The organism is Gemmatimonadaceae bacterium (assembly GCA_036504815.1).
In the GTDB taxonomy this organism is placed as follows: domain Bacteria; phylum Gemmatimonadota; class Gemmatimonadetes; order Gemmatimonadales; family Gemmatimonadaceae; genus PNKL01.
Map to the genome: position 1 here is coordinate 30,246 of DASXUN010000019.1, position 13,352 is coordinate 43,597.

Below are 13,352 nucleotides of genomic sequence, written 5' to 3' on the forward strand. Positions count from 1 at the left end.
CCCCTGTACCTTGCACCACACCCTGCACCGTGCCCCTGCACCACACTCTGGACCGTGCCCCTGCACCTACCCCCTCGCCCTTCTCCGCTTCATCACGTCGTCGAAGTACGTGTAGATGACTGGCGTCACATAGAGCGTGATCAGCTGCGAGAAGGCGAGTCCGCCCACCACCGCGATGCCCAGCGGCCGCCGTGACTCGGCGCCCGCGCCGGCACCGAGCGCGATGGGCAGCGTGCCCACCAGCGCCGCGCCCGTGGTCATCATGATCGGGCGGAAACGCACCAGGCACGCCTCGTAGATCGCGTCGAAGGCCGGCGTTCCCTTCTTCTTTTCCGTCTCCGTCGCAAAGTCGATCATCATGATGGCGTTCTTCTTCACGAGGCCTATCAGCATGATGATGCCCACCCACGCGTAGACCGTCAGTTCCGTGCGCGTCAGCACCAGCGTGATCAGCGCGCCGAAGGCCGCAAACGGAATGCCGCTGAGGATCGTGAGCGGGTGGATGAAGCTCTCGTACAGCACGCCGAGCACCACGTAGATCACGAAGATGGCGATCACGAACAGCGCCAGCAGTCCCTGCTGCGTCTGCTGAAAGACCTGCGCCGCCCCGTAGAAGCCGGTCGACACGCCTTCGGGGAGCGCGCCGCGCGCCGCCTTCTCAATGGCGGTGACGGCATCGCCGAGCGCGTATCCCGGGCGCAGGTTGAACGACAGCGTCACGCTGGGCTGCTGTGCGGTGTGGTTCACGAGCATCGGCCCCAGCGTGCGTTCGACGCGCGTCACCGACGAGAGCGGCACGAGCTTGCCCGTCTTGGCCCGCACGTACAGCATGTCGAGCGCGGACAGGTCGCTCTGGAACTCCGGGAGCAGCTCGAGGATCACCCAGTACTGGTTGTTGGCCGTGTAGATGCTGCTCACCTGTCGCGAGCCATACGCGTTGTACAGCGCCTGCTCGATCTGCTCGGGCGTCACGCCATACAGCGCGGCGCGATCGCGGTCAAGTTCCACCGACGCCTGCGGATTGGCGATCTGCAGGTCGGTGGTGACGTCGGTGATCTGCGGCAGCTCCTTGAGCGCCTTCTCCGCCGTCTGCGCCGCGCTGTAGAGCACGGGAAGGTCGGCGCCGCTCATCGTGTACTGGTACAACCCCTTCGACGTGCGCCCGCCGATCTGGATGACGGGGTCGTTGCGCACGTACACCGCGATGCCGGGAACGACGCGCAGCTTCTTCGTGAGCTCGGGGATGATCTCGTCCGCCGACTTGGAGCGCTGCTCGCGCGGCTTGAGGCGCATCGTGAAGCGCCCCTGGTTCGCCGTGCCCGACGTGCCACCCTGCCCCGTGCCAACGTTCGAGATGAGGGCATCCACGTTGGGATCCTGCAGCGCGATGGCCACCACCGCCTTCTGGTGCCGCACCATCTCCTCGAAGCTCGTCCCCTGCGCCGCCTCGGTGCTCGCCGAGAGCCGGTTCTGGTCTTCCGAGGGGAAGAAGCCCTTGGGCACCATCTGGTACGCGACGGCCGTCAGCACCAGCGCCGACGCGCTGGCCACCAGCGCCACCGGGCGGTGCGCCATCACCCAGGTGAGCGTGCGCGCGTAGGTCCGGTACGCCCACTGGTACGCCGCCTCGAAGCGGTCGAGCAGCCAGTTGTGGGTGCCGTGGATGCGCGCCTCGTTCAGGAAGCGCGACGCGAGCATCGGCGTGAGCGTCAGCGAGACCGCGCCCGACACGAGAATGGCCGCGGTGATGGTCACCGCGAACTCGCGGAAGAGCCGCCCCACGATCCCGCCCATGAACAGGAGCGGGATGAAGACGGCCACCAGCGAGATGGTCATCGAGAGAATCGTGAAGCCGATCTCCGACGCGCCGTCGAGCGCCGCCTGCAGCGGCTTCTTTCCCATCTCCATGTGACGCACGATGTTCTCGAGCATCACGATGGCGTCGTCCACGACGAACGCCACGGCCAGCGTCAGCGCCATCAGCGACAGGTTGTCGAGGCTGAAGTCCAGCGCGTACATCACCGCGAACGTCCCCACCAGCGCCATCGGCACGGCGACGCTGGGGATCATCGTCGCCGAGGTGTTCCGCAGGAACAGGAAGATCACCAGCACGACGAGGAAGATCGTGAGGCCCAGCGTGACCTTCACGTCGTGCACCGACTCGCGAATGCTCGCCGAGCGGTCCATGAAGATCTCGAACTCCACCGCCGCGAGGAGCTGCGCGCGCAGCGTCGGCAGGATGGCCTTCACCGCGTCGGCCACTTCGACGGTGTTCGTGCCGGGCTGCTTCTGCACCGACAGCGAGATGGCGCGCGTGTCCTTGTACCAGCCGGCGATGCGCAGGTTCTGCACGCCGTCCACCACCTGTCCCAGGTCCTTGAGCCGCACCGGCGCGCCATTGCGATAGGCGACGATCACCTCCTGGAACTGCGCCGCATTTACCAGCTGACCGTTGGCGCTGACCGTGTACGCCTTTTGCGGCCCCCAGAGGACACCGGTGGGCAGGTTCACGTTCTGCTGCGACACCGCCGCGGCCACTTCGTCGATGCCGATGCCGCGGCTCGCGAGGGCGCGGGGATCCACCTGCACGCGCGCCGCGTACTTCTGCGTGCCGAGCACGCTCACCTGCGCCACGCCATTCACCGTGCTCAGCCGCTGCGCCACCACCTGCTGCACCAGCTCGTCGAGCGCCGACAGCGGCATCGTCTTCGAACGGAAGCTGAGGTACAGGATCGGCTGGTCGGCCGGGTTCGACTTGGTCAGCGACGGCGGGATGATGCCCGGCGGCAGCTCGCGCAGCGTCTTGCTGATGGCCGACTGCACGTCCTGCGCGGCGGCGTCGATGTTGCGCGCGAGGGAGAACTGCAGCGTGATGGTCGTGCCGCCGAGCGCGCTCGTCGACGTCATGTTGTCGACGCCGGCGATCGTCGTGAACTGCTTCTCCAGCGGCGTCGCCACGGCGGAGGCCATCGTCTCCGGGCTCGCCCCCGGCAACGACGCGCTCACCGTGATGGTCGGATAATCCACCGCGGGCAGGTCGCTGACACTCAGCAGCCGATACGCCAGCCCACCGAAGACGAGCACGGCCACCGCGAGCAGCGTGGTCGTGACCGGCCGCCTGATGAAGAGCGCCGTGAAATTCATGGCGTCGGTGCGCGCGCCGCGGCGGGCTGGCGTGGCGATCCGGCGCCCGTCGGCGCGCTCCGCACCTCGACCTTTGCCCCGACCGTCAGGCGCGATTGCCCGTCCACCACCACCTGTTCGCCCCCCGTCAGTCCCTTCTCGATGACCGTCAGGTCGCCGACCGCGCGCCCCGCCGTCACCGGCGCCACCTGCGCGGTGCCGGCCTTGTCCACGATGAAGACGAACAGGCCGTCCTGGCCCGTCTGCACCGCGGGCGTCGGCACGAGCACGGCGTTGGACTCCCGGAAGATCTCGAGCTGCACCGCCACGAACTGCCCGGGCCAGAGCTGATTCTCGGCATTGGCGAACCGCGCCTTCAGCGTCACCGTCCCCGTGGTCGTGTCCACGCCGTTGTCCACGAAGCTCAGCGTGCCCGGCACCGGCGCGCCGCTCCCCCGCCCCGGATAGGCCGTGGCCTGGAGCGCCTGCGCCTGCGAGTGCTTCTGCACCAGCGCCAGTTCACGCTGTGGCACCGAGAAGCGGACGAGGATGGGGTGGATCTGGTTGATCACCACGAGCGGCGTCGTCGCGTTGGGCCGCACCAGGTTCCCCTGCCGCACCAGCACGCTCCCCGTCTTGCCGCTGACCGGGGCCTTGATGGTCGCGTTGTCCAGGTTGAACTGCGCGTTCTCGACGTTCGCCTTGTCGGCATCCACCACCGCCTTGAGCGCCGCCGCGTTGGCTGCGGCCTGATCGGCCTGCGAGCGCGTCACGTAGTCGCGCTGGGCCAGCGCCTCGTACCGCTCGGCGTCGCGCACGGCGGCGTCATACTGCGCCTTGTCGCGCGCCAGCACCGCGCGCGCCTGCTGCGCGGCCGCGCGATACGGCACCGGATCGATCTCGAACAGCACCTCCCCCGCGGCCACCTCATCGCCCTCGCGGAAGCGCACTTCACGCAGCACGCCGCCCACCTGGCTCTGCACCGCCACCGACTGCACGGGTTCGACGAGCCCGTTGGCTCGCACCAGGTACGGTGCATCGCCTCGCGTCGCCATCGCGACGGTGACGGGGATCGGCGGCTTCGGCGGCGCGGCCGGCTTGCCGCAGGCGAGGCCGACCACGGGGACCATCAGGAACAGGACACGCGCGTTCTTCATCGAGGCTTCCCCGGTGTGCCGGGTGTGAGAGTCAGGTTCGGCTCGCCATGCGTCCCGAGCACGCCCGCGTCGCGCGCCAGCTGCGCGAGCGCGGCAAACCATGTCCAGCGGCTCTGAATCGACTGGGCCCGGGCGTCGGCCAGCGCGTTCTGCGCCGTGAGCAGGTCGAGAATGCTGCCCACTCCCTCGGCATAGCGGCCGCGCGCCACTTCTTCGGAGCGCGTCGCACTCGTCAACAGTTCGCGCGCCGTGGCCACGCGCTGCGTGACGGTCTGCAGCGCCCAGTACGACGTCCACACCTGCGCCGCGGCGTTGAGCTGCGCCTGGTCCGCGCGGGCGGCCGCCACGGCCGCATTCTCCCGCGCCGTCGCCACGTCGGAGGCGCGCGACAGCCCGTAGAAGAGCGGCACCGACAGGCCGAAGGTCAGCGCGTACGTCGTGCCATCGAGCACGTTCGCGTTGGAGAAGGCCTGGCCGCGATTCGCCCCCATCGTGACGCTGGGAAGCATCGCCGAGCGGGCCACGCGCACCTGCTGCGCGCTCTGTCGCGCGGTGGCACGCGACGCCATCACATCCGGACGCTCGCGCATGGCGCGCGCGATGAGCGAGTCCACGTTCTCGGCGAGCGCGGCCACCGGGGTCGCCCCCGTGTCGCTGACGACGTCGAACGCGGCGTTGGCGGGCAGGCCGAGCGCGAGCGCCAGTTGGGCGCGTGCGGCCTGCAGGTTCCCCTCCGCGGTCTGCGACGCCAGGCGCGACTGCGCCAGCGCGGTGCGCGCCTGCAGCACGTCGGCGATGGTGGCCAAGCCCACGTCGTGCCGGCGTTCGGCAGCCGCCAGGTTGGTCGTCGCCGTCGCCACGGTCTGCCGCGACGCATCCACCAGCCCGCGGGCGGCCTGATACGTGAAGTACGCAGATTCCGACTGGAGCACCACCGATTGCACCGCACCATTGTGCGTCAGGTCGGCCGCGAACATCGCCTCGCGCGCCGCCGACATCACGCCGCCGCGGGCGCCAAAGTCGAAGAGCAGGTATTGCAGCGAGATGGTGGTGGAGACCGTGGTGCGGTCGCCCGGCACCCGCGCCGGATTCGATGAGATGGCGCGCGATGGCCCGCCATTGGCGTCGGCCTGCAGCGTCGGCACCCACCGGCCGCGCGCGCTCGCATACGCCGACGCAGCCGCGCGCGACTGGGCCCACGTGATGCGCGTCTGCGGGTTGTTGCCGAGCGCGACGTCGATGACATCGGCCAGGGTAAGCGCCTGCAGGCGTGACGCGGCTGAATCGGGGATGACGGCCCCCCGCCGCGCCAACCGAATCGCGGCCGAGTCGAACGGAGCGCCGGCGCGTCGGCTGGTGGGCCACCCCTCGCGCGGCGTCGGAGCGGTCGCCACATGCCCACCGACGTGCGATGGCGGCGTACACGCCGGAACGGCAACCGCCAGCAGTAACGCCAGCGCGAGGGGGGAACGCGAGACGGGCATCGCAGCGAGTGGAGGGCCTGGGCGCCCGGGGGAGCCAGGGGCGCCCGCCAGCCGCGTGAGGGTTTGGGATTCTTCAGCTTAATGATACGCCAGGCAAACTCGTAGCGTTTGCGGCTCCCCCAAGAGGCACGCGGGCGGCCGGGCCCCACCCCGACCGCCCGCGCCGCGTATCGCTCGCCGTTCGCTACGGCGTGCGTTCCCTGCGCTGCCACGCGGTGAAGGCGGCGCTGACCACCCATCCGAGGAGGGCGATGGGGAGCACCACCACCAGCAGCAGTTTCACCACCGCGAAGCCGACGGCGAGCACCGCCCCCAGCACGCCAAAGACGACCGCCAGGAGTGCTGCGGCGAGCACCACGACGAGAAAGATGGGAATGCCGACCAGCGCCAGCACGGCGACGACGGGGATGGTCAGCACGAACAGGGCGGCCATGACCGGCATGCCGAGCGTGAGGAAGACGAACCCCAACGGAATGAGCACGACCAGCGCCACGAGGCCCAGGAGGAACGACTTCACGAGATCGCGCACGATGATGTCCTGTGGTGGATGCTCACCCTACGGCGGTCGACGCCCCCCTGATTCACGCCGCGGTATCCCGTTCCTGCACTCGTCCCCGCCTCGCCAAGCCCCTACCCCCTCCCCGTTCCCGCCCGTTGGTACGTTCCCATCACCGCCGCCGTCTCGAGGATGTGCCCGCGCATGGCCGCATCCAGATCCTTGCGCGTGGCCCGTGGGCCGAGGTCGGGCAGCACGGTATCGAGTGCGTAGAGGGTGTGGAAATACCGATGGCGGCCGATGGGGGGACACGGTCCCTCGTAGCCAGGATCACCGGAGTCGTTGAGACCTTCGAGCGCACCGCTCGGCACCGGCGACCGCGCACCGCCCTCGGGCAGCGCGCTCACGGACGGCGGGATGTTGTACAGGACCCAGTGCACCCAGATGCGCTTTGGCGCCGCCGGATCGGGCGCGTCGGGATCGTCCACGAGCAGCGCAAGGCTCCTTGCGGCGGAAGGCGCATTCGACCAGGCGAGCGGCGGCGAGCAGTTCGCTCCATCGCAGGTGTGCCGCACGGGGATTGCCTCACCGTGCGCGAACGAGCCGGAGATGAGTTCCATGTCTGCAACTTCCAATCGACCGCCCATTTCGGCAAGCGCGCATTCGCCACCACCCCATCATCCGTGTCCCGTCATCCGCTTCACATCTTCCGTCTCCCGTCCTCCATCTCCCATCTTTCCCCGATGCGCCTTGTCCTTGCCGTCGCCCTTGGCAGCGCCGTTGGCGGCGTGGCCCGCTTTCTCCTTTCTGCTTGGCTCGAGCAGCGGGCCGTGTCGTCGTTCCCGTACGCGACGCTTCTCGTGAACATTACCGGGAGCGTGCTGCTCGGTTTCCTCGCCACGTGGACGTACGAGACGGCCGGGGTCCCCGCCGACGTGCGGGCACTGCTGACCACGGGCTTGTGCGGCGGCTACACCACCTTCTCGACGTTCAGCCTCGAGACGGTCGCGCTCATCGAGGAGGGATTCCTCGGCCGCGCCGCCGCCTACATCGCCTTGAGCGTGCTGCTCTCCGTGGTGGGCGCGTACGCCGGCATCCTCGGCGCCCGCCAGTTGGTGCTCCTGCGCGCCTCGTAGGGACGGCGAACGCACGGCGGGCGGCCGTGGTGGCCGCCCGCCGCAAGAACATCGGTAGCCGCCGCGATCAGACGTGCGCGAGTTCGCCCTCGGTCTCGGCGCTCAGCCGGAACGTGGAGAATCGCAGCAGTACGCCGGTGCCGCCCGATTCCTCCAGCATTCGCGCCGCATCGCCGGACACCACCTCCACGCGCGCGTCCTGCGCCAGCGCCGATCGCACGAAGACCTCAGCCACCTCGGGCTGCAGCGCGATGAACGACGTGCTCAGCACGAGCGTGTGCACGCACCGCTCGTCGAGCGCCCGTCCGGTGATGGCGGCCCCGGCCGCGGCCAGGTCGTCGTTGCCGTACCGGCGCAGCAACTCCTCCACCAGCTCCTGCTCCGCGCCGCGGCGCAGCTGCACGAGGCCCTCGCTCACGGCCCGCGCGATCTCGCTGACCCGCGCCCGGGCGCCCAGGGCGGGCGTCTCAATCACGTTCTGCACGCCTTCGCGCTCAATCGCCGCCATCGCCTCGTCGAGCAGTTGCGGCGTGCCGCCGACGAAGACGGGGAGCGCCGGGGTCAGCGCGCGGACTCGGCTCGCGAGCTCGCGCAGCATCCGCGACCGCGCCTCGCGGCGCTCACGCTCGGCCGCGTCGCGCCCGACGCCGCCGCGCGCCGCCGGGTGAACCGTGCCGGGCCGGGCAGTGCCGGTCGGCGCCTCACGATCGTGATGCGGGAGCGTGCGGACGGTGTCGATGCGTCGCACGCCGTCGTCATCGCAGTGGAAAATGCGAGCCGCGCGGCTGTCGGCCACCACGACCCACGCTTCCCCGCCGCCCAATTCTGCCGCGCACAGGAAGGGCGCGAGCGCCACCCCCTTGCGCCACGCCCCGAGCGTCGGCGTGACGCCGCGCAGCGGCATGTCGAGGCAGACTTTTCCGTCGGCGACCACGCCGAGCCAGCCCGGCGCGTCGAGCGTGCCGCGACGGTGTGACAGGTGCTCTTCCAGTGCGTCGATGTTCCGCGTGAAGGCTTCGCGCTCGTCGTGCGAGGCGTCGCCCAGCGCGTGACGCAAACGACTTTCCTCCTGTTTCAGGGACCGCCGCCAGGCGGTGCGCCATGCCGGATTTTCGCTCCGGCCGTCAAGGTATAGTGTCAGTGTGGGCGTCTCGCGCAGCTTGGCGTCGAGCGCCACGAGTTCCGCAAAGGGCATCATCAATCCGCTCCTCCAGTAACAGGCGGAACGCCCTGGGGGGCCCGCGCAGCGCGCGAGCGTCTCGCTGCATTAATGAATGCCTCGGCGCGCGCCTCGGCGCAGTAGGGTCTACGCTGGAAAAGGGTAGGGCTTCATCGCACGGAACCCTGACAGGGTTCAACTGACGACGTCACGTGCGTTGCCGCTGCCGCTTCTCGCGCCGCGACGGCGCCCTGCACCGCCGCGCGATACACGTTGGCATACCCGGTCATCGAGCGATCCCACCCGAAGTCGCGCGCCATCGCCCGTCGCATCATGGCCGGCCACGCCAGCGCATCGCGGTAGCGCGTGAGCGCGCGATCGAGCGCGGCCTCCATCGAGGAGACGTCGAATCGGTCGAACAGGAATCCGGTGTCCTCGTCCGCCACGGTGTCGCCGATGCCGCCCACGCGGCGGCCGATGACCGGCGTGCCGTAGCGTGACGCGTGCATCTGCGTGAGGCCGCACGGCTCGTACAGCGAGGGCATGAGCACCATGTCGGCGCCGGCCATCAGCTGGTGCTCCAGGCGATCGGTGAACGAGAAGCTGCAGGCCATGCGTCCGGCGTGCGCCGCCACGAGCGCGGTGACGGCGTCCCGAATGCGCGCGTCGCCCTCGCCGATGACGATGAGCTGCAGCTCCGACTCGCGCAGGCGCGCGCTGCGCAGCACGATGTCGAATCCCTTCTGGGCTGCGAGGCGGGATGACATGCCGATCAACGGGACGTGCGCGAGGCGCGGCAGGGCGAACGCGCGCTGCAGCGCGTCCTTGCAGACGGCCTTGCCGGTCAGGTCCTCGCGCGAGTAGTTCGCCGCGATCTGGTCGTCGCTGGCGGGGTCCCAGAGCTTCACATCAATGCCGTTGCAGATGCCCACCAGGCGATCGCCCAACTGCCGGAAGGTGTCGTGCAAGCCGAAGCCGCCTTCCGCGGTGCGCAGTTCGGAGGCATGCGCGGGGCTCACCGTCACGGCCGCGTTGCAGAAGACCAGGCCTCCTTTCAGCAGGTTGAGCCGGCCGTACCATTCCAGGCGCTCCATGTGCCAGAGTGCGGGCGCCAGCGCGAGATCGGCCATGACGTCAGCGCCGAAGTGGCCCTGATAGCCCGCATTGTGCACCGACATCACGGCCGGTGTGTCGGCAAACTGCGGGGCGCACTCCGGGTGCGTCCGCATGTAGACCGGCGCCAGCGCCGCGTGCCAGTCATGGGCGTGCAGCAGCAGCGGCCGTTGCACGAACTGCCCGATCCCGCGCAGCGCCGCGCGGGCGAACATGGCGAAGCGCAGGTGATTGTCGGGGTAGTCGCCGCGGTCGTCGCCGTAGAGGCCCGGCCGGTCAAAGCACGCCGGCGCGTCGACGAAGATCACGTGCGGCGCGCCGGTGCGCGTCGCGTCGCGATAGAACCGCACGTCCTCCGTGAGTGGTCCCACGACGAGGCGCGATGGCGGGGCGAGCAGCTGCAGGCGCGGCACCACCTCGCGCACCGAGGCGTACAGCGGGAGGAACGTGTAGACGCGCTCCCCCGCGCGTGCCTGCGAATTCGCGAGCCCCGCCACGGCCTCCGCCAGCCCGCCAGTGCGCGCGTAGCCGTGGTATTCGGCGGTGAGGTGCACGATGGCGCGGCGGGCGGGACGACGATTCGCCCCCGCATGCCGACCGGGGATCGCCCGCGACGCGGTGGCATCGCGCGACGTCGACGCGACGGCAACGATCTCTCCCTGTTGCTGCACCGACTCGTCGAGCGAAACCATGGCCGCTCCCGCCTAGCGCGCGCGCCAAGCCCTGCCGGCGGGTCGGCCTGATCACGCGGCGATCCAGGGGCGCCCGCTGCTGCACGCTACGGCACACGGCGCGGCGTGAGTATCAGCGAAAATCCGACCTTGGCCACGCCGATGCCGTAGGCATCACCGCGCGTGCGTGCAAGCAAGCGGCTGCTCACGCCGTTGGCGCTTCGTCCGGCGTCCTCTCCCCTCGCATCGACGGCACATAGTAATCGCCGACATACTCCATCAACATTCGCCGCGCATTGAACCGGAGGCCGGCCGCGCGCAGGGCGTGGCGCATCACCTGGATCCAGCGCTGCGGCAGGCCGTTCACGTCGCGGTTGTAGTACATCGGCACAACCGCGGTCTCGAGCAGGTCGTACAGTTGCCCCGCCGCGGCCGCGTCGTCCTCCGCAACGCCCTCGCCGGGCTCCGGCGCGATCGCCCAGCCGTTGTGGCCGTTGAACCCTTCCTCCCACCAGCCGTCCAGCGTGCTCAGCTGCGGCACGCCGTTCAGCGCCGCCTTCATCCCGCTCGTCCCCGACGCCTCCATCGGAATGCGCGGCAGGTTGAGCCAGACATCCGCCCCCTGCACGAGCACGTGCGCCAAGTGCGTGTCGTAGTCCTCGACGAAGGCGAGCCGTCCCTCGAAGCGGGGATCGCGCGTGGCCTGGTACACCTCCTGCAGGATCTGCTTGCCGGGGCCGTCGGCCGGATGCGCCTTGCCCGCAAAGATGATCTGCACGGGATGCGATGGGTTGCTGACGATGCGCAGCAGCCGCTCCACGTCGTGGAACAGCAGGTTGGCCCGCTTGTAGGTCGCAAACCGGCGGGCGAAGCAGAGCGTGAGCGCCTCCGGATCGAGCAGCACCCCCGTGCCGGCCAGCCGCGCCGCCTCGCGCGTGTGCTGCGTGAAGGCGAGCCGCGCCTGCTCGCGCATATGCACGAGCAGCGTCCGCTTCAGGTGCCGGTGCACCTCCCACAGCGCCTGCGCATCCACGGCGAGCACGTCGTCCCAGAGCTTCGGATCGTCCACCCGGTTGCCCCATCCGGCGCCCAGGTGCGTATCGAGCAGCTGCATCACGGCATTCGACATCCACGTGGCGAGATGCACGCCGTTGGTGACGTAGGTGATGGGGAGATCCACCGCACGCCGCTCCGGCCAGAGCGATCCCCACAGCTTGCGGGTGACGGTGCCGTGGACGCGCGAGACGGCGTTGAAGCGCCGGCTCAGCCGGACGGCCGCCGCCGTCATGTGGAACCGCCCCGACGCGTCACTCGGATGGTGGCCGATGCGCATGAACGCATCCTGCGAGATGCCGAGTTCGTCCCAGACCGGCCCGGTGCACGCGGCGACGTCGGCGGCCGGGAATGTGTCGTGGCCGGCGGGCACCGGCGTGTGCGTGGTGAACGTGCTCGACGCGCGGACCGCGTGCACCGCTTCCTTCAATGGAATGCCGGTCGCGACAATCTCGCGAACCCGTTCGACGAACATGAAGGCGGCGTGTCCCTCGTTGGCGTGCCAGGCCGACGGCGCGATGCCGAGCGCGCGCAGCGCGCGCACGCCGCCAACGCCAAGGAGCCACTCCTGGCGCAGCCGCATCTCGGGTCCGCCCGCATAGAGGCGGCTCAGCAGCGGGCGGTCGTCAAAGTGATTCTGCTCGAGGTCGGTGTCGAGCAGGTAGATGGTCACGCGCCCGACGCGCAGTCTCCACGCCCGCACGTAGACGTCGCGCCCCGCCATGCGCACCATCGCGAGATGCGGCGCGCCGTTGGGTCCGTCGATCGGATCGAGGACGGTGCGCGCGAGGTCGAGCTGCATCGGCGCCTCTTCCTGCCAGCCGTCGGCGCGGACCTCCTGGTCGATGTAGCCGTTGCGATAGAGAATCCCGACGCCGACGAGCGGCACGCCCAGGTCCGACGCCGTCTTGCAATGGTCGCCGGCCAGCACGCCCAGTCCGCCGGAGTAGATCGGGACCGTGTGGTGCACCCCGAACTCCGCGCAGAAGTAGGCGATGGTCTCGTTGGCCTGCTGCGGGAAACGCTGCATGAACCAGGTCTGCGACCGCGATTGCTCGGCCGCCGCCCAACGCATCACCGCATCGAAGTGCGCGAGGAAACCCGGGTCCGCGGCGCACTGCGCCAGCCGCTCCGGTCCCACCTGCAGCAGCAGCTGGAAGGGATCGTGCCGCAGGCGCGTCCAGAGCTGATGATCAATGGTGGCGAAGAGCCGGCGGGCCTCGCGGTTCCACGTCCAATTGAGGTTGCACGCGATGTCGACCAGTCCGTCGAGGCGCTGGGGGAGGAATGGGAAGACGGGCGGCATGCCCGCCAAGGTAGGTGCGTCCGGCGGAATGTCCAGCCGAGCATCGCGCCGACGGCGTCGATCGGGAAACGGATACCCGGTAGGACGAATCCTGACGGGCTGAGGGTCGTTGTGGCCTTTCCCGCAGGTTTGGGCGACATAGACTTGAGAGGGAGGCCGCTGCCCCGCCAATGCGCGGCGCAGCAAGGAGGAGCCATGAAAGCGCGCGACGTCATGACCGCGCATCCGTCGGTGATCACCCCCGACGAGCCCGTATCGCGAGCCGCCGAGGTGATGCGCGATCGCCACGTGGGCATGCTGCCCGTCATCGACAACCTCAACGACCGGCGCCTGCGTGGCGTGCTCACCGACCGCGACATCGTCGTGCGCTGCGTCGCCGAAGGACACGGACTCGACAGCGCGGTGCGCGAGGTGATGACGGCCCGTCACCTCACGACCGTGCGGATGGATGACGACGTTCACACGGTGGCGCACAAGATGCGGCGCGATCACATCCGGCGGATTCCGGTGCTCGCGGCCGACGACCGGGTGGCGGGCGTCGTGGCCGTGGTGGACCTGGCGACGCGGCTGCGGCCGGCGGATCCCCACATGGTCGAGGGGATCGAGCGGGAGGTGGCGTCACCGGCGGACGCGCGCCCCTGATCCGCGGGCCGC

At 69.7% G+C, this 13,352-nt stretch carries 10 protein-coding genes; 2 read left to right on the forward strand and 8 right to left on the reverse strand.

The window, feature by feature from the left end; translation table 11 throughout:
- Positions 1-66: 66 nt before the first annotated feature.
- The 5 genes from VGJ96_08785 to VGJ96_08805 form a co-directional block, all read right to left on the reverse strand.
- Positions 67-3,144 carry an efflux RND transporter permease subunit gene (locus VGJ96_08785; protein HEY3287201.1) on the reverse strand — a complete coding sequence of 1,026 codons (3,078 nt, stop codon included), beginning with the start codon at positions 3,142-3,144 and terminating at the stop codon, positions 67-69.
- Positions 3,141-4,280, reverse strand: coding sequence for an efflux RND transporter periplasmic adaptor subunit (locus VGJ96_08790; GenBank protein HEY3287202.1), 1,140 nt, complete (start codon positions 4,278-4,280; stop codon positions 3,141-3,143). Before VGJ96_08790 ends, VGJ96_08785 begins: the two co-directional genes overlap by 4 nt.
- Entirely contained in the window at positions 4,277-5,674 is a 1,398-nt protein-coding gene (locus VGJ96_08795; protein HEY3287203.1) for a TolC family protein, read from the reverse strand. The genes VGJ96_08790 and VGJ96_08795 overlap by 4 nt, the downstream gene beginning before the upstream one ends.
- A gap of 274 nt (positions 5,675-5,948) precedes the next feature.
- A complete protein-coding gene (locus VGJ96_08800) occupies positions 5,949-6,293 on the reverse strand; it encodes a hypothetical protein (GenBank protein ID HEY3287204.1) in 345 nt (114 codons plus the stop codon).
- Between the two features lie 101 nt (positions 6,294-6,394).
- A complete protein-coding gene (locus VGJ96_08805) occupies positions 6,395-6,880 on the reverse strand; it encodes a YbhB/YbcL family Raf kinase inhibitor-like protein (protein ID HEY3287205.1) in 486 nt (161 codons plus the stop codon).
- A 123-nt stretch (positions 6,881-7,003) separates the two neighbouring features.
- Here VGJ96_08805 and crcB point away from each other — a divergent pair, with 123 nt between their 5' ends.
- Complete coding sequence (gene crcB, locus VGJ96_08810; GenBank protein HEY3287206.1) at positions 7,004-7,396, forward strand: fluoride efflux transporter CrcB; 393 nt, start codon at positions 7,004-7,006, stop codon at positions 7,394-7,396.
- 67 nt (positions 7,397-7,463) lie between these two features.
- Here crcB and VGJ96_08815 read toward each other — a convergent pair whose 3' ends face one another.
- The 3 genes from VGJ96_08815 to glgP form a co-directional block, all read right to left on the reverse strand.
- Complete coding sequence (locus tag VGJ96_08815; protein ID HEY3287207.1) at positions 7,464-8,594, reverse strand: hypothetical protein; 1,131 nt, start codon at positions 8,592-8,594, stop codon at positions 7,464-7,466.
- A 131-nt stretch (positions 8,595-8,725) separates the two neighbouring features.
- Complete coding sequence (locus tag VGJ96_08820) at positions 8,726-10,360, reverse strand: glycogen/starch synthase (GenBank protein ID HEY3287208.1); 1,635 nt, start codon at positions 10,358-10,360, stop codon at positions 8,726-8,728.
- Positions 10,361-10,544: 184 nt separating this feature from the next.
- Positions 10,545-12,698, reverse strand: coding sequence for an alpha-glucan family phosphorylase (gene glgP / locus VGJ96_08825; GenBank protein ID HEY3287209.1), 2,154 nt, complete (start codon positions 12,696-12,698; stop codon positions 10,545-10,547).
- Positions 12,699-12,893: 195 nt separating this feature from the next.
- On the opposite strand from glgP, the gene VGJ96_08830 reads away from it, so the two are divergent.
- Entirely contained in the window at positions 12,894-13,340 is a 447-nt protein-coding gene (locus VGJ96_08830) for a CBS domain-containing protein (protein HEY3287210.1), read from the forward strand.
- Positions 13,341-13,352: the final 12 nt, after the last annotated feature.

Bases quoted from the DNA above. Each gene is read 5' to 3' on its own strand.
- crcB (HEY3287206.1), top strand. From the start codon at position 7,004: ATGCGCCTTGTCCTTGCCGTCGCCCTTGGCAGCGCCGTTGGCGGCGTG.
- VGJ96_08830 (HEY3287210.1), top strand. From the start codon at position 12,894: ATGAAAGCGCGCGACGTCATGACCGCGCATCCGTCGGTGATCACCCCC.
- glgP (HEY3287209.1), bottom strand. From the start codon at position 12,698: ATGCCGCCCGTCTTCCCATTCCTCCCCCAGCGCCTCGACGGACTGGTC.
- VGJ96_08785 (HEY3287201.1), bottom strand. From the start codon at position 3,144: ATGAATTTCACGGCGCTCTTCATCAGGCGGCCGGTCACGACCACGCTG.
- VGJ96_08820 (HEY3287208.1), bottom strand. From the start codon at position 10,360: ATGGTTTCGCTCGACGAGTCGGTGCAGCAACAGGGAGAGATCGTTGCC.
- VGJ96_08815 (HEY3287207.1), bottom strand. From the start codon at position 8,594: ATGATGCCCTTTGCGGAACTCGTGGCGCTCGACGCCAAGCTGCGCGAG.
- VGJ96_08805 (HEY3287205.1), bottom strand. From the start codon at position 6,880: ATGGAACTCATCTCCGGCTCGTTCGCGCACGGTGAGGCAATCCCCGTG.
- VGJ96_08790 (HEY3287202.1), bottom strand. From the start codon at position 4,280: ATGAAGAACGCGCGTGTCCTGTTCCTGATGGTCCCCGTGGTCGGCCTC.